We start from the raw sequence: 15,123 nt of genomic DNA on the forward strand, positions 1-15,123 counted from the left end.
GCCGGTGATCGGCAAAGTGGGGGGAAAGATCGTGAGAGCAGTGATCCCGTCCACGCGACGGAAGGTCTTCAGGATTTCCATGCCGCTGCTGGTCGTCGCCACCCTCGTGAGCGGCGGTTTCATGGCGGCCGGCGCCCAGACGTCGCCCAAGGGGGACCATCGTCCGGGTGCGCCGCGCGGCCCCGTGTCGGGGCTGAGCCGTATCGACCTCAAGGGCTGGGCGAAGGCCCAGCTCACGGCCGACAAGGCACGCCACGACCGGCCGCACAAGGGGGCTGCCGACCTGGCGAGCCAGACCAGGCTTCCGCTCGCCACCCCGTCCACGGTGACCCGGCAGGCGAGTCTGCGGACACCGGTCGCCGCCGCCGCGACCAGCCCCACGGCTCTCGTCCTCTACGACACGGCAGGCCCCTACGGGCAGTTGGGCGAGCTGTACGCGATGGCCGCGGCCAACCTCGCCGGCCACTTCGGCAGCGTGACGGCCAAACCCGTGCAGCAGTACACCGCGGGGATGGTCAACTCGTACACGGCCGTGGTCTACATCGGCTCGACCTACTACGGCGGTGACGTCCCGGACGCCGTCCCGGCCGCGTTCTACCAGGACGCGATGTCCACCACCAAGCCCGTGACCTGGATCGGCGCCAACATCTGGGGCATGGCGAACGCCGACGGAGTGGACCGGTTCAGCCAGAAGTACGGCTGGGACCCGACCACCTCCTACTACGAGGACGGCGGCTCGGTCGGCACCGTGACGCAGGTGTCGTACAAGGGCCAGACGCTCACCCGGAACATCCCGCCCGGACAGGACGGCGGCGTGCTGCGCCCCAACGTCCTGACGGGTGCCGGCTATCCGGCGGTCACCCGGCTCGCCGAGGGGCTGGACAGCTCGAACGGACACACCTTCGGGTGGGCGGTCCGCTCGTCCAACCTCACCTACATCGGTGAGATCCCCTTCGCCTACGTCTCCGAGACCGACCGGGTCATCGCCTTCGAGGACCTCCTCTTCGACGCGCTCGCACCGGCCACGCCCGAGCAGCACCGTGCGATGGTGCGCCTGGAGGACATCAGCCCCAACTCGGATCCCACCGAGCTGCGGGCCATGGCCGACTACCTCTACTCGCAGCACATTCCCTACGGCATCAACGTGATTCCGGTCTACACGGATCCCAAGGGCACGTACAACAACGGGGTCGCGCAGACGTTCACGCTGGCACAGAAGCCGCAGGTGGTGAGCGCGCTGAAGTACATGCTCGCCCGGGGAGCGGTCCTGATGGACCACGGCTACACGCACCAGTACGGCAATGTGGCCAATCCCTACAACGGCGTGACCGGTGACGACTTCGAGTTCTACCGGTCGCACATCGACTCCGCGAACAACGTCGTCTACGACGGTCCGGTCGCGGAGGACTCCACTCTGTGGGCGCAGACCCGGGTCACCAGTGCGCTGGCGGCTTTCACGGCCGCCGGACTGCCGAAGCCGACGCTGTGGACGACTCCGCACTACGCGGGTTCGGCAGCCGACTACAAGGTGTTCAGTTCGAATTTCTCGGCGCGACTGGAACGTTCGTTGTATTTCTCGGGGACACTCGGCGGGAAGTCGGCCGGTGCCAACACCTTCATCGGGCAGTTCTTCCCCTATGTGGTGCGTGACGTGTACGGAACCAAAGTCATTCCCGAGAACATCGGCAACTACGAGCCGGAGGCATTCAACAACCATCCGGCACGGCTGCCGGCCGACCTCGTCGCCGCCGCCAAGGACAATCTCGCCGTACGGGACGGCTTCGCCAGCTTCTTCTACCACCCGTACTTCCCGCTCCAGCCGTTGAAGGACACGATCGACGGCATCAAGGCACTGGGCTACACCTTCGTCAGCCCGGCCGGCCTGTGAGGGCATGCCTGAAGAGGAGGACCGTCGCCATGGCGGCGACGGTCCTCCTCGCCGTGAGCGGCTGTGCCTCCGGCGGCACCGCCCCCCTCCCGACGATGCGCGGTTTCGCGCTGCCGTCCTGGAACCGCACCGACTACGACAGCCCTGCCGCCCCCCGCTATCTGCGGGACATCCGCGCGACCGGGGCGCGCTGGGTCACCTTCACCCCGACCTGGTACCAGACGCGCGTCACCGACTCCGGCCCGCACACCACGGAGGAGACCGCGAGCGACGCGAGCCTGCGGCACATCGTGGCGCGCGCCCACGAGGCCGGTCTCAAGGTGATGATCAAGCCGCACATCGACCTGCCCGGCGACGTCGACCGCGCGGAGATCCGCCCCCGCGACCGCGCCGCCTGGTTCGCCGCGTACCGCCGTTTCATCACCCACTACGCGGACCTGGCGACGGACACCGGCGCCGAGCAGTTCGCCGTCGGCACCGAACTCGCCGGTGTCTCCGGTGACACCGCCGCCTGGACACGGGTGGTCGAGGCGGTCCGCGACCACTACGACGGGCCCCTGACGTATGCCGCCAACTACGACGAGTACCAGAAGATCCACTTCTGGAAGGCCCTCGACCTCATCGGCATCGACGCCTACTGGCCGCTGTCGGCGAAACCCACTGACGGCACCGCGGGTCTGCGCCGGGCCTGGCAGCCGATCCGCGAGCGGCTCGCCGCGTACGCCGGGCGCCAGGGCCGGCGGATCCTGTTCACCGAGGCCGGCTACGTCAGCCAGCGCGGCAGCACGACGGCACCGTACTCCTGGACCGTGAGCCGCACCCCGGCCGCGGCCGAACAGGCCGCCGCCTACCGGGCGTTGCTCGACTCCTTCGAGGGGCGCGCATGGTGGGCCGGCGTGTGCTGGTGGATGTGGGACGACTGGCCGGACAGCGGTGAGACACCGGGGAAACTGGCGTACACCCCGCACGGCAAACCGGCGGAGGCCGTACTGCGCGACAGGTGGGCCCGGTGAACGCCTGCTACGGCACCCGGTACGTCTCCCCGTACACCTTCCACACCAACGGCGTCCGCAGCGTCAGGTTCCCCTCCTCCAGGAACTTCCGCTGGGCCGTGTCCACGCGGGAGGTGTCGATCCCGGGGTGCTTGGCCCGCATCGCGGCGCGGCGGACGTCGAGGAAGGCGCTCAAGTAGGCCTTCTCGTCGCCTCCTCGGGCGGGAGGCGCGGCCCGCTGCATCGCGCGCTCCCGGATGCCGTAGAAGCCGTCCGTGCCCGGACCGTGGAAGACGATCGCGTCGTAATAGATGAACTGCCCGAGCGAGCCCAGGCCGTCGCGTTTCGCGGCGCTGACCGCAGGGTCGAAGTAGATGCGGTCGCGCTCCTCCTCCTGCGCCGCCTGGAAGGCGGGGACCTTCGCCTCGGCGCGCCAGGCCGCCGGGAAGCCGGGGTCCAGGCCCTGGTGGGAGTCCGTGCCGTCGACGCTGCGCAGCGCGGGGAGGTATCGGGCGAGGCCGTTGTCGGAGTGGGCGGCGGTGTACTTCTCGACGAGGACGAGCAGGTCGTGGGTGCCGGTGCAGAAGCCGATGATGCCCGCGGTGTAGCCCTGGCCGTCGCCGATGTCCTGCACATATCCGTACGCGCTGCGCCAGTCGAGCGTCGAGTTCTCGGCGCTGGCCACCAGTTCCTGCGCGAGGTTCTTCATGGCCGGCGCGGCCAGTCCCTCGGGTGCTCTGCGTTGTGCCGCGGCGGACGCGTGCGCGGGCCGCGGGTCGTCGTGGGCGGTGGGCGAGGAGCCGTAGGCCGTCGCGGCGAGGACGACGGGTACGGCGGCGAGGATCAGGACGCCGACGCGTTTCATGGGACCCAGAGTAGGGGCGGTTACGTCCCTTATTCCGGGGGTTGGGGGGACATTGGGACTGCCCGACCTGCGTGGCGTAATCTCGATGCTTTCGCCGTGATCCGAAGGGAGTCCCTGTGGCCGCGATCTCGCTCAGCAAGGTCGAGGAGACCGCGCCCGCGCTGGTGAGCCTGTACAAGAGCGCCGGGGTCTCGCTCCGCAAGCACGGGCTGGACGGGCAGCGCGCGGCCGTCTATCTGGTGGTCGACTACTCGGGCTCCATGAAGCCGTACTACAAGGACGGCAGCGTGCAGGCGCTGGCCGACCGGGTGTTGGGCCTGTCCGCGCACCTGGACGACGACGGGACGGTGCCGGTGGTCTTCTTCTCGACGGACGTCGACGCCGTCACGGACATCGCCCTCGCCGACCACCAGGGCCGGATCGACCGCATCGTCGCCGGGCTCGGGCACATGGGCAAGACGAGCTACCACCTCGCCATGGACGCCGTCATCGACCACTATCTCGACAGCGGCTCCAAGGAGCCCGCGCTAGTGGTCTTCCAGACGGACGGCGGCCCGATCAACAAGCTCGCCGCGGAACGGTATGTGTGCAAGGCCGCGAAGCTGCCGATGTTCTGGCAGTTCGTCGGGTTCGGTGACGCGAAGAGCAAGCAGTTCGAATTCCTGCGCAAGCTCGACGAGTTGGCGGTGCCGCAGAAGCGGGCGGTCGACAACGCGGGCTTCTTCCACGCCGGTTCGGATCCGCTGCGGATGTCCGACGCGGAGCTCTACGACCGGCTGGTGGGCGAGTTCCCGCAGTGGCTGTCGACGGCTCGTGAGCGGGGGATCGTCCAGTGACCCGCCTCCTGCCCGCCTCGGCCCGAACTGCCGTGCCCTGGAAGAACGGTGGCGGCGTGACGCGGGAGATCGCCGCCTGGCCCGAGGGTTCGGGCATGGACGACTTCGCGTGGCGCGTGAGCCTCGCCGAGGTCGGCGCGGACGGGCCGTTCTCCGCCTTTCCCGACGTCGACCGGACCCTGACCGTCGTCGAGGGCGCCGGCATGGACCTCACCGTCGACGGCGAGCGACAACTCGTCAACACCCGTTACGTACCACGGGACTTCAGGGGCGATGTGCCGACCGGCTGTCGGTTGCTGGACGGCCCGGTCCTCAACCTCAACGTCATGTGGCGCCGGGGCGCGGGCGCCACGGCCCCCACGGTCGCCGTCGTCCGGGGGCGGCTGCGGGTGTGTGCGGGCGCCCTGGTGCTGGCGCTGGACGGGACCGCCGAGGTGGCCGGGCTGACCCTCGGGCCGTACGACGCCGTCCAGCTGGGCGACGAGGAGGCGGTGCTGCACGCGCGGGGGCGTACCGCCGTGATCGGGCTGTCATTGCCCGCTGACGCACCGTTGGCTTAGCCGGGTCCCCGTGACACCCTGTGGGGTGATCCGGACGGGGAGGGCGGCGAACGTATGGACGGCGCGCGAACGGTGAACGGCACAGCGGGCGGCGGACGGCCGGGCGAGGCCGGCAAGGGGGAGAAGCTCGCCGACTGGGCGGACGGACGGCTCGGCCTGTACGCGCTGGCCAAGGCCAATATGCGCAAGGTCTTCCCGGACCACTGGTCCTTCATGCTGGGCGAGATCTGCCTCTACAGCTTCATCATCCTGATCCTCACCGGCGTCTATCTCACCCTGTTCTTCGAGCCGAGCGGCGTCGAGGTCATCTACCACGGCTCGTACACGCCGTTGAACGGCATCCCGATGACGCGGGCGTTCGAGTCCACGCTCGACATCAGCTTCGACGTGCGCGGCGGACTGCTGATCCGGCAGATCCACCACTGGGCGGCCGTCGTCTTCATCGCGGGCATGCTCATCCACATGATGCGGGTGTTCTTCACCGGCGCCTACCGCAAGCCGCGCGAGCTCAACTGGGTGTTCGGCTGGACCCTGTTGTTCCTCGGCATCATCACCGGGCTGACCGGCTACTCGCTCCCCGACGACCTGCTGTCCGGCACCGGTATCCGCTTCGCGGACGGCGCGATCCTGTCCGTGCCGATCGTCGGGACGTATCTCTCGATGTTCCTGTTCGGCGGGGAGTTCCCGGGGCACGACATCATCCCGCGGCTCTTCCCGATGCATGTCCTGGTGCTGCCGGGGATCATGCTGGGCCTGGTGGTCGCGCACCTGATCCTGGTCTTCTACCACAAGCACACGCAGTATCCGGGCGCCGGACGGGACCAGAAGAGCGTGGTCGGCATGCCCTTCCTGCCCGTCTACATGGCCAAGGCGGGCGGCTTCTTCTTCCTCGTCTTCGGGGTGCTCGCCATCATGGGCGGGATCGCCAGCATCAACCCCGTGTGGGCGTTCGGACCGTACCGGCCCGACCTGGTGACGACCGGCGCCCAACCCGACTGGTACCTCGGCTTCTCCGAGGGGCTGGTCCGGGTGATGCCGGGATGGGAGATCAACGCCTGGGGCCACACACTGGAGTTGGGCGTCTTCATCCCCTTCACGCTCTTCCCGCTGATCCTCGCCGCCATCGGCGCCTACCCGTTCATCGAGGCCTGGATCACCGGCGACAAACGCGAACACCACATCCTGGACCGGCCGCGCAACATGCCCGTGCGCACCGGACTCGGCGTGGCCTGGCTGAGCCTGTACGGCGTACTGCTGATCGGCGGCGGCAACGACGTGGTCGCCACCCATCTCAACCTCTCGATCAACGCCATCACCTGGTTCGTACGGGTCTCGTTCTTCGTGATGCCGGTGGTCGCCTTCCTCGTCACCAAGCGCGTCTGCATGGGGCTCCAACGCCGCGACCGGGACAAGGTGTTGCACGGCCGCGAGTCCGGCCTCATCAAGATGCTGCCGCACGGCGAGTACATCGAGGTCCACGAACCCCTCGCGCAGGACGAGCTGTTCAGGCTCACCCAGCACGAACAGGAACCGCCCTACGAGATCGGGCCGCTCGTCGACGCGAACGGCGTGCGGCGGCGGGTCAAGGGCGGGCAGCGGGTGCGGGCCCGGCTCGCCAAGGCGATGTTCGGCCCCGAGACCCGCATCCCGAAGCCGACGGTGGAGGAGTACAAGGAACTCACGAGCGGCGATCACCACCACTGAGGCCGTTGCCACCGTCGAGGCCGTCGAGTCCCTTGAGTACGGCGGCCCGGCATTCGCCCGGGTCGCCCCAAGCCGCGCGCAGGGCACGTGCCTTGGTCAGCCACAGCGACAGGTCGTGCTCCGCCGTGTAGCCGATCGCGCCGTGCAGTTGGAGCGCGGTCCGGGCCGTCGCGTACGCCGCCTCGCACGCGGCGACCTTCGCGGCGGCCACGTCCGACTCCGTCATGGTGAGCGCGGCACCGAAGACCAGCGGGCGCGCGAACTCCAACGCGATCTTCACATCCGCCAGTTGATGCTTCACCGCCTGGAACGAGCCGACGGGGACCCCGAATTGGGTGCGCTGCCTGACGTAGGTGACGGTCCGGTCGAGCAGGGCGAGGCCGACGCCGAGCGCCTGGGCGGCGGTGGCCAGCCGGGCCCAGGTGAGGGCATGGGCCAAGGGCGGCTCCGGGGTGAGCAGTTCACCGCCGGGGTCGAGAAGGGTGAGACGGCGCGCCGGGTCGAGGGACCCGCGTACCGGCCCGTGCCCGGGGGCGAGCCGCAGCCCGTCGGCGTCCCAGCTCAGGCGGATCGCCGCCACGTCGCCGTCCAGGGCGTACGACCCTGCCGGCGCCGCCGTGGCCATCGTCGCGCCCGCCGCCAGTGCGGGCAACAGGCGCTTGGCCGGGGCGGGTTCGGTCAGCAGCGCGGCCGCCACGACCGTCTCCACCAGTGGCCCCGGAACCGCGTGCCGCCCCAACTCCACGAACGCCACCGCGAGTTCGACCGGCCGGGGACCGAGTCCCTCGTACGCCTCGGGCACCGCCAGTGCGAACACCCCGGCCCCCGCGACACGGCGCCACAGCGAGCGCCCGCTCGCCGGTTCGCCGCGGCTCCAGGACCGTACGACCGACGGGGTGTCCGCGGCCGTCAGCATCGCGTTCAACGAGTCGGCGAACGCCCGCTGTTCGGGGTCGAGGCGAAAGCGCATCAGCGGCGGCCCTTCGGCAGGCCGAGCAGGCGCTCGGCGATGATGTCGCGCTGGATCTCGTTCGTACCGGCGTAGATGGGGCCGGCGAGGGAGAAGACATAGCCCTCGGCCCAGTCGGTGTCCGCGAACTCGCCCTGTGCGCCGAGCAGTTCGAGGGCGGTCTCGTGCAGGGCGATGTCGTACTCGGACCAGAAGACCTTGTTCAGGCTGGACTCCGGGCCGATGGACTCGCCGTCGAGGAACCGGGAGGCGTTGGCCTGGGTGAAGAGCTGGTAGGCGCGGGCGCCGATCACCGCGTCGGCCACCCGGTCGCGCAGCGTTTCCGAACTGCCCTGCTCCCGCCAGAGGTTGAACAGGCGGTCGGCGGCGGCGAGGAAGCGGCCGGGGGAGCGGAGGGTGAGGCCGCGTTCGTTGCCGGCCGTCGACATGGCGACCCGCCAGCCCTGGCCCGGCTCGCCGATCACGTCCTCGTCGGGCACGAACACCTCGTCCAGGAACAGCTCCGCGAAGGCCGGTTTGCCGTCCAGCCGGCCGATCGGGCGGACCGTGACGCCGGGTGCGCGCAGGTCGAACATCAGGTAGGTCAGGCCCTGTTGGGGCTTCGGGGTGTTCTGCTCGCTGCGGAACAGGCCGAAGGCGCGGTCCGCGAAGGCCGCCCGCGACGACCACGTCTTCTGCCCGCTCAGCAGCCAGCCCCCGCCCGTGCGCACCGCCCGCGAGGTGAGCGACGCCAGGTCCGAACCCGCCTCCGGCTCCGACCACGCCTGCGCCCACACCACCTCACCCGTCGCCATCGGGGGCAGCACGCGCGCGCGTTGCTCCCGTGTGCCGTGGTCGAAGAGGGTCGGGGCGAGCAGGCTGACGCCGTTCTGGCCGACCCGGCCCGGCGCGCCCGCCGCGTAGTACTCCTCCTCGAACAGCAGCCACCGCACGATGTCCGCGCCCCGGCCGCCGTACTCCTCGGGCCAGGACACCACCGACCAGCGGTCCGCGGCGAGTCGGGCCTCCCACGCGCGGTGCGCGGCGAAGCCGTCCATCGTCTCCAGGGAGGGGAGCGGCGTGGCCGGCACATGCGCGTGCAGCCAGGCGCGGGCCTCGGCGCGGAACGCCTCCTCGGCGGGAGTGAAGTCGAGGTCCATCGACAACCGTCCTTCCCTAACAAGTGTTTGGTAGGTTAGCGTGGCCGTATGACAGGCGTCGAGAGTCCGGCATACGTCCCCGGGCACGGGCTGCTGAAGGGGCGCACCGCCGTCGTCACCGCCGCCGCCGGCGCGGGGATCGGCGGCGCCACCGCCCGCCGCTTCCTCCAGGAGGGCGCCCGCGTGCTGATCAGCGACGCGCACGTGCGACGGCTCAAGGAGTACGAGGCCGAGCTGGCCGGGGAGTTCGGTGCCGAGGCGGTGGGTGCGCTGGCCTGCGACGTCACCGACGAGACACAGGTGCGGGCGCTGTTCGACGCGGCCGTCGCGGCGCACGGACGGCTGGACGTCGTCGTCAACAACGCGGGTCTGGGCGGTACTTCGGACCTCGTCGACATGACGGACGAGCAGTGGTCGAAGGTGCTGGACGTGACGTTGAACGGCACCTTCCGCTGCACCCGGGCCGCCCTGCGCGCGATGCGCGGGACCGGTGGCGGAGTGATCGTCAACAACGCCTCCGTCGTCGGCTGGCGCGCCCAGGCCGGACAGGCGCACTACGCGGCCGCCAAGGCGGGCGTGATGGCGCTGACCCGGTGCGCCGCGATCGAGGCCGCCGGGTACGGGGTGCGGGTCAACGCGGTCTCGCCGAGCCTCGCCATGCATCCGCACCTGGTGAAGGTGACGACGCCCGAACTGCTGGCCGACCTCACCGCGCGCGAGGCCTTCGGGCGGTACGCCGAGCCCTGGGAGGTGGCCAACGTGATCGTGTTCCTGGCCTCGGACTACTCCTCGTACATGACGGGCGAGGTCGTCTCCGTGAGCAGCCAGCATGCGTAGCGGCGCAAGAGGTCACGCGAGGGGCACGACAATGGTCCCGTGCCGACCAAGAAGAAACCCCCGGTGACCGCCGCTCCGGCCCGCCGTCGTGAACTCCTCGACACGGCGGCCGAGGTCTTCGCCGAGCAGGGCTACAACGCCACCACCGTACGGAAGATCGCGGACCACGCGGGCATGCTCGCGGGCAGTCTCTACTACCACTTCGACTCCAAGGAATCGATGCTGGAGGAGATCCTGCGGACCTTCCTCGACGAGCTCTGGGGCGGCTACGACACCGTCCTGGACGCCGAGTTCGGGCCGCGCGAGACGCTGGAGGCCCTGGTCACCGAGTCGTTCCGGGAGATCGACCGGCACCGCGCCGCCGTCGCGATCTACCAGAAGGAGAGCAAGCAACTGGTCGCGCAGGAGCGGTTCGCGTTCCTCGCCGAGTCGCAGCGCAAGTTCGAGAAGGCGTGGCTGTCCACACTGGAGCGCGGGGTCGCCGCCAAGGTCTTCCGGGCCGACCTCGACGTCCGGCTCACCTACCGGTTCGTGCGGGACACGGTGTGGGTCGCCGCGTCCTGGTATCGGCCGGGCGGACAGCACAGCGCCGAGGAGATCGCCCGGCAGTACCTGTCGATGGTGCTGGACGGGATCGCCGTACGCACGTAACCGAAGCGTGAGTCTGGGGAGTTGGCATGGCCGAGGCCTACATCGTCGAAGCGGTCCGGACACCCGTGGGGCGGCGCAAGGGAGGGCTGAGCGGGGTCCATCCGGCCGACCTCGGGGCGCATGTGCTCAAGGAACTGGTCGCGCGCTCCGGGATCGATCCCGCCGCCGTCGAGGACGTCGTCTTCGGGTGTCTGGACGCGGTGGGGCCGCAGGCCGGGGACATCGCGCGCACCGCCTGGCTGGCGGCCGGCCTGCCCGAGGAGGTGCCGGGCGTGACGGTGGACCGGCAGTGCGGTTCCTCGCAGCAGGCCCTGCACTTCGCGGCGCAGGGCGTGCTGTCCGGTACCCAGGACCTGGTTGTCGCAGGGGGCGTCCAGAACATGTCGCTGATCCCCATCGCCTTCGCCTCCCGGCAGGCCGCCGAACCGCTCGGCCTCACGGACGGCCCCTTCGTGGGCAGCGAGGGCTGGCGCGCCCGGTACGGGACACAGCCCGTCAACCAGTTCGCCGGCGCCGAGATGATCGCCGCGAAGTGGGGCATCAGCAGGCAGGACCAGGAGGAGTTCGCGCTCCGCTCGCACCGGCGGGCCCTGCGAGCCATCGACGAGGGCCGCTTCGAACGGGAGACCGTGGCCTACGGCGCGGTCTCGGTCGACGAGGGGCCGCGCCGGGACACCTCGCTGGAGAAGATGGCCGGCCTGAAACCGGTCGTCGACGGCGGCACCATCACCGCGGCCTGCTCCTCCCAGGTCTCCGACGGCGCGGCGGCGATGCTGCTCGCCTCCGAACGGGCGGTGCGGGAACACGGGCTGACGCCCCGCGCCCGCGTCCACCACCTCTCCGTCCGCGGCGAGGACCCGATCCGCATGCTGTCCGCCCCCATCCCGGCCACCGCCCACGCCCTGAAGAAGACCGGCCTGACCATCGACGCCGTCGACCTCGTCGAGATCAACGAGGCCTTCGCGCCCGTCGTCCTCGCCTGGCTGAAGGAGACGGGCGCGGACCCCGACAGGGTCAACGTCAACGGCGGCGCGATAGCCCTCGGCCACCCTCTCGGCGCGACCGGCGTCAAGCTCATGACCACCCTCCTGCACGAACTGGAGCGCACCGGCGGCCGGTTCGGCCTCCAGACCATGTGCGAGGGCGGCGGCCAGGCCAACGTGACGATCATCGAACGGCTGTGAGGGAGCAGGGCGGTCGAAGGGTGGTTCAGGACTCGGCCCGGACCAGCGTCCACAGCACCTCGTCGGACTCCTTCATCACCCGTGCCACCAGCTCCGCACACGACGGCAGGTCGTCGATCACCCCGGCGACCTGCCCGGACGCCATCACCCCGAGATCCGTACGGCCGTCCACCATCGACGCCTTGAGCAGCATCGGCGTGTTCGCGGCCAGCAGCACCTGGCTCCAGGTCAGCTCCTTGCCGTGCTTCATGGCGAGGCCGTCGCGGATCATGCGCCGCCAGGTCAGACCGGACAGGCGGCGGAAGCCGGCAGCCCGGCGTACCGCCTGGACCAGGGTCCGTGCCCGGCCCGAGTGCTCCAGGGCGTCGACCAGTTCCGTGCGGAGCATGCGGTGCGGCAGTCCGTCCACGGCCCGCGTGACCGTGACGTCCTTGACCGTCGCCGCCAGATAGGCCGCCTTCACGGCGTCCGGGACCGTCGAGTCCGAGGTGAGCAGGAAACGCGTGCCCATCGCGACCCCCGCCGCCCCGTACGCCAGCGCCGCGACCAGGCCCCGCCCGTCGAAGAAGCCGCCCGCCGCCACCACCGGTATGTCCACCGCGTCCACCACCTGCGGCAACAGCACCGTCGTCGCCACCTCCCCGGTGTGGCCGCCGCCCTCCCCGCCCTGCACGATCACCGCGTCCGCGCCCCACGCCGCGACCTTCTCCGCGTGCCGCCGCGCCCCGATCGACGGGATCACGACCACACCCGCCTCCTTCAGCTCGGCGATCAGCTCGGCGGACGGCGCGAGCGCGAAGGACGCGACCCGCACACCCTCCTCGATCATGATCCGCACCCGGTCGCCTGCGTCCGCCGCGTCCGCCCGCAGATTCACCCCGAACGGCGCCTGCGTACGGGACTTGACCTCGCGGATCGCCTCCCGGAGCCGGTCGGTGTCCATGGTCGCGGAAGCCAGGATGCCCAGTGCGCCCGCGTTCGCCGTGGCCGACACCAGGCGCGGGCCCGCCACCCAGCCCATCCCCGTCTGCACGATCGGATGCCGCACCCCGACCAGTCTGGTCAGCGCGGTCTCCATCAGACGGCCACCTCCCTGCGGCGGGTGTCGGCGGGGTCGACGACCTCGCGGATCAACCGCAGCTCCTCCGGGGTGGGTTCACGGGTCGGCTCCACCTCGTCCGGGATCGTCAGCTCGAAGCCGGTCGCCTCCCTGACCTGCTCCACCGTGACCCCCGGATGCAGCGAGGCCAGCCGCATCGAGCGGTCCGGGGTCGCGAAGTCGAACACGCCGAGGTCGGAGACGACCCGGGGGATGCGGTGGAAGCGGGCCGTCCCCGGGTGCTCGGCGACCCGGTCGTAGCCCACCCCGCACACCATGTCGACCTTCTCCACGAACACCCGCCGGGAGTGCCGCGGTATCCAGTAACTCGTCGGATTGTTCAGCGTGTTGACCGGCGCCCCGCGCACCCCGAGCAACTGGCGCTTGGGCCGCGTCCAGTCACCGATGCACGAGATGTTCTGGTTGCCGTACCGGTCGATCTGGCTCGCGCCCATCATCACGTGCCGGCGTCCGCCGGACACCAGGGACAGATGCTGCCGGTAGGGCAGCCAGCCCTCCGGGGTGCCGTCCGGTCGCACCAGCAGGGCCTCGCCGTCGGTGAGCAGCAGGTCCGGGGCGAAGGTGAGCCGGGCCAGCCGGGCCCCGACGGAGGGGATCAGCCCCATCGGGCTGGCCAGGATCTCCCCGGCGCCGCGCCATGCCTCGGCGCAGGCGATCACGCAGTACTCGGAGCGCAGCACCTCTGTGCGCCGTAGATCCGTCATCCCCGCTCCCCTTCCTGTTCCTGCCAGTTGCGCACGGCCGACCGGTAGGCCGCCTCGTCACCGGCGAGGAAGCGCTCGGAGAACTCCGCCCAGGATGTCGTCGCGTACAACCGCTGGAACTCCTCGTCCCTGCCGTGGTCGGGGACGCACGACGTGAAGTGGGCCCCGCCCGGAGCCTCGACGACCCCGGTCACGTGCAGCCGCTTGACGAGCAGGGACTGCGGTGGTGCCTCCTTCGTCAACTCGGCCGTGTCCACGATCCGTTCGCAGGAGACATAGGCCGCGTCCGCCGCCTCGCAGAACAGGTCGTCGAAGTACGGGTCCGGGCCCAGATACTGCCCGTTGCCCAGCCGGTCGGCCCGGTTGACGTGCACCAGCGCAGCGTCCAGCCGCAGCGCGGGCATCGCCACGAACGTCTCCCCGTCCTCGTACGGCGAAGTCACCGTCCGCAGGCCGGGGTTGACCCGCATGACGTCCGAGCCGATCCCCGCGCGCACCGGCAGGAACGGCAGCCGGTTCGCCGCGGCGCGCAGGCCCCACATGAACATGGCCTCGTCGACCTCCGTCAGCTCGAACTCCCCGCGCTCGCGCCCCGCCCGGTAGTGCGGTTCGAGCGGGACGGAATCGAGGGTGACGAAGGGCGCCACCAGCCTGCGGACCCGGCCGGCCGCCACCAGCATTCCGACGTCCGGGCCGCCGTACGAGACCAGGGTGAGATCGCCGATGCCGCTCCGCAACAGCGCTCGGACCAGTGACATCGGCTTGCGGCGGGAACCCCAGCCGCCGATGCCCAGGGTCATGCCGCTCGTCAGCCGGGACACGACCTCGTCGGCGGTCATCGTCTTGTCGGTCACTGGTCACCACCCTCCTTCCCGAACGTGTCGCGCACCCGGTCGGCCACCCCGCTGACGCTCGCCTCGAAGGTGAAGCCCTGCTCGAAGCGGTAGCTGCGGCGGACGTCGACGGGGTCGATGCCGTTGATCGCGGACTTGGCGAGCCGGATCAGCTCGCCGTCCTTGGCGGCTATCTCGGCCGCCAACTCCAGCGCGGAGTGAAGCAGATCGGCGCGCGGCACGACCCGCCACACCGAGCCGTGCGCGTGCAGTTCGGCCGCCGTCGCCGTGCGCGAGGTGTAGTACAGGGCGCGCATCAGATGCTGGGGGACCAGCCGGGCCAGGTGCGTGGCGGCGCCCAGCGCGCCCCGGTCCAGCTCGGGCAGCCCGAAGGTGGCGTCCTCGCTCGCCACGATCACGTCCGCGTTCCCCACCAGACCGATGCCCCCGCCCAGACAGAAGCCCTGCACGGCCGCCACCACGGGCACCTCGCACTCGTACACCGCGGCGAAGGCCTCGAAGCAGCCCCGGTTCACCCCGGCCAGGGCCGACTGTCCGCGCGCCTGTATCTCCTTGATGTCCACGCCCGCGTTGAAGCCCCGCCCCTCGGCCGCCAGCACCACACAGCGCACGCCGGGGTCACGGCCCGCCGCGCGCACGGCGTCGGCCAGCGCGAACCAGCCGTCCACCGGCAGCGCGTTCACCGGTGGGTAGTCGACCGTGACGACCGAGATCCCCTTGCTCGCGAACGAGTTTTCCGGGGAGGAGGTGGAGACACCCATGGACGCATCAGCTACCTTTCCACCAAACATTTGTTAGGTGTGAGGCTTCGAAGCTAGC

Annotated in this window: 15 protein-coding genes; 8 read left to right on the forward strand and 7 right to left on the reverse strand. The window is 70.5% G+C overall.

Annotated elements, in window-relative coordinates; translation table 11 throughout:
- Window positions 1-31: 31 nt before the first annotated feature.
- Together AB0I51_RS28780 and AB0I51_RS28785 are read left to right on the forward strand one after the other, a co-directional pair.
- Window positions 32-1,888, forward strand: a complete 1,857-nt coding sequence (locus AB0I51_RS28780) for a polysaccharide deacetylase family protein (RefSeq protein ID WP_362979974.1) — start codon at window positions 32-34, stop codon at window positions 1,886-1,888.
- Between the two features lie 29 nt (window positions 1,889-1,917).
- Window positions 1,918-2,901 (forward strand): hypothetical protein, encoded by a 984-nt coding sequence (locus AB0I51_RS28785; protein WP_362979976.1) that lies wholly within the window; start codon window positions 1,918-1,920, stop codon window positions 2,899-2,901.
- A 7-nt stretch (window positions 2,902-2,908) separates the two neighbouring features.
- On the opposite strand, the gene AB0I51_RS28790 is transcribed toward AB0I51_RS28785, so the two are convergent.
- On the reverse strand, window positions 2,909-3,745 hold the full coding sequence (locus AB0I51_RS28790; RefSeq protein WP_362979978.1) for a chitosanase: 837 nt from the start codon (window positions 3,743-3,745) through the stop codon (window positions 2,909-2,911).
- Between the two features lie 116 nt (window positions 3,746-3,861).
- Here AB0I51_RS28790 and AB0I51_RS28795 point away from each other — a divergent pair, with 116 nt between their 5' ends.
- The 3 genes from AB0I51_RS28795 to AB0I51_RS28805 are packed head-to-tail and all read left to right on the forward strand — an operon-like array spanning window position 3,862 to window position 6,845.
- Window positions 3,862-4,581, forward strand: a complete 720-nt coding sequence (locus AB0I51_RS28795) for a VWA domain-containing protein (RefSeq protein WP_362979980.1) — start codon at window positions 3,862-3,864, stop codon at window positions 4,579-4,581.
- Window positions 4,578-5,141, forward strand: a complete 564-nt coding sequence (locus AB0I51_RS28800; protein ID WP_362979982.1) for a HutD family protein — start codon at window positions 4,578-4,580, stop codon at window positions 5,139-5,141. The genes AB0I51_RS28795 and AB0I51_RS28800 overlap by 4 nt, the downstream gene beginning before the upstream one ends.
- Before the next feature lie 54 nt (window positions 5,142-5,195).
- Complete coding sequence (locus AB0I51_RS28805) at window positions 5,196-6,845, forward strand: cytochrome bc complex cytochrome b subunit (protein WP_362979984.1); 1,650 nt, start codon at window positions 5,196-5,198, stop codon at window positions 6,843-6,845.
- Here the strand turns inward: AB0I51_RS28805 and AB0I51_RS28810 are convergent.
- Window positions 6,820-7,815, reverse strand: a complete 996-nt coding sequence (locus AB0I51_RS28810) for an acyl-CoA dehydrogenase (RefSeq protein ID WP_362979986.1) — start codon at window positions 7,813-7,815, stop codon at window positions 6,820-6,822. The genes AB0I51_RS28805 and AB0I51_RS28810 overlap by 26 nt on opposite strands.
- The gene (locus AB0I51_RS28815) at window positions 7,815-8,954 is read right to left on the reverse strand and encodes an acyl-CoA dehydrogenase family protein (protein WP_362979988.1); all 1,140 of its coding nucleotides are present in this window, start codon (window positions 8,952-8,954) and stop codon (window positions 7,815-7,817) included. Before AB0I51_RS28815 ends, AB0I51_RS28810 begins: the two co-directional genes overlap by 1 nt.
- Before the next feature lie 48 nt (window positions 8,955-9,002).
- Between AB0I51_RS28815 and AB0I51_RS28820 the strand changes: the two genes are divergently transcribed.
- From AB0I51_RS28820 to AB0I51_RS28830, 3 genes are read left to right on the forward strand one after another with little or no spacing between them, the layout of a single operon-like run.
- Window positions 9,003-9,791 (forward strand): SDR family oxidoreductase, encoded by a 789-nt coding sequence (locus AB0I51_RS28820; RefSeq protein ID WP_362979990.1) that lies wholly within the window; start codon window positions 9,003-9,005, stop codon window positions 9,789-9,791.
- Window positions 9,792-9,830: 39 nt separating this feature from the next.
- A complete protein-coding gene (locus tag AB0I51_RS28825; protein WP_019067685.1) occupies window positions 9,831-10,442 on the forward strand; it encodes a TetR/AcrR family transcriptional regulator in 612 nt (203 codons plus the stop codon).
- Between the two features lie 26 nt (window positions 10,443-10,468).
- The gene (locus tag AB0I51_RS28830) at window positions 10,469-11,626 is read left to right on the forward strand and encodes an acetyl-CoA C-acetyltransferase (protein ID WP_362979992.1); all 1,158 of its coding nucleotides are present in this window, start codon (window positions 10,469-10,471) and stop codon (window positions 11,624-11,626) included.
- A 25-nt stretch (window positions 11,627-11,651) separates the two neighbouring features.
- Here AB0I51_RS28830 and AB0I51_RS28835 read toward each other — a convergent pair whose 3' ends face one another.
- Genes AB0I51_RS28835 through AB0I51_RS28850 form a run of 4 tightly spaced genes read right to left on the reverse strand, consistent with a single transcriptional unit; the run spans window position 11,652 to window position 15,065 of the window.
- Window positions 11,652-12,704, reverse strand: a complete 1,053-nt coding sequence (locus AB0I51_RS28835) for a nitronate monooxygenase (protein ID WP_362979995.1) — start codon at window positions 12,702-12,704, stop codon at window positions 11,652-11,654.
- A complete protein-coding gene (locus AB0I51_RS28840) occupies window positions 12,704-13,450 on the reverse strand; it encodes a CoA-transferase (RefSeq protein ID WP_362979997.1) in 747 nt (248 codons plus the stop codon). Before AB0I51_RS28840 ends, AB0I51_RS28835 begins: the two co-directional genes overlap by 1 nt.
- Entirely contained in the window at window positions 13,447-14,304 is an 858-nt protein-coding gene (locus tag AB0I51_RS28845) for a CoA-transferase (protein ID WP_362979999.1), read from the reverse strand. Before AB0I51_RS28845 ends, AB0I51_RS28840 begins: the two co-directional genes overlap by 4 nt.
- On the reverse strand, window positions 14,301-15,065 hold the full coding sequence (locus AB0I51_RS28850; protein ID WP_362980001.1) for an enoyl-CoA hydratase family protein: 765 nt from the start codon (window positions 15,063-15,065) through the stop codon (window positions 14,301-14,303). The genes AB0I51_RS28845 and AB0I51_RS28850 overlap by 4 nt, the downstream gene beginning before the upstream one ends.
- Between the last annotated feature and the right edge of the window lie 58 nt (window positions 15,066-15,123).

It is taken from the genome of Streptomyces sp. NPDC050549 (assembly GCF_040655035.1).
GTDB lineage: Bacteria > Actinomycetota > Actinomycetes > Streptomycetales > Streptomycetaceae > Streptomyces.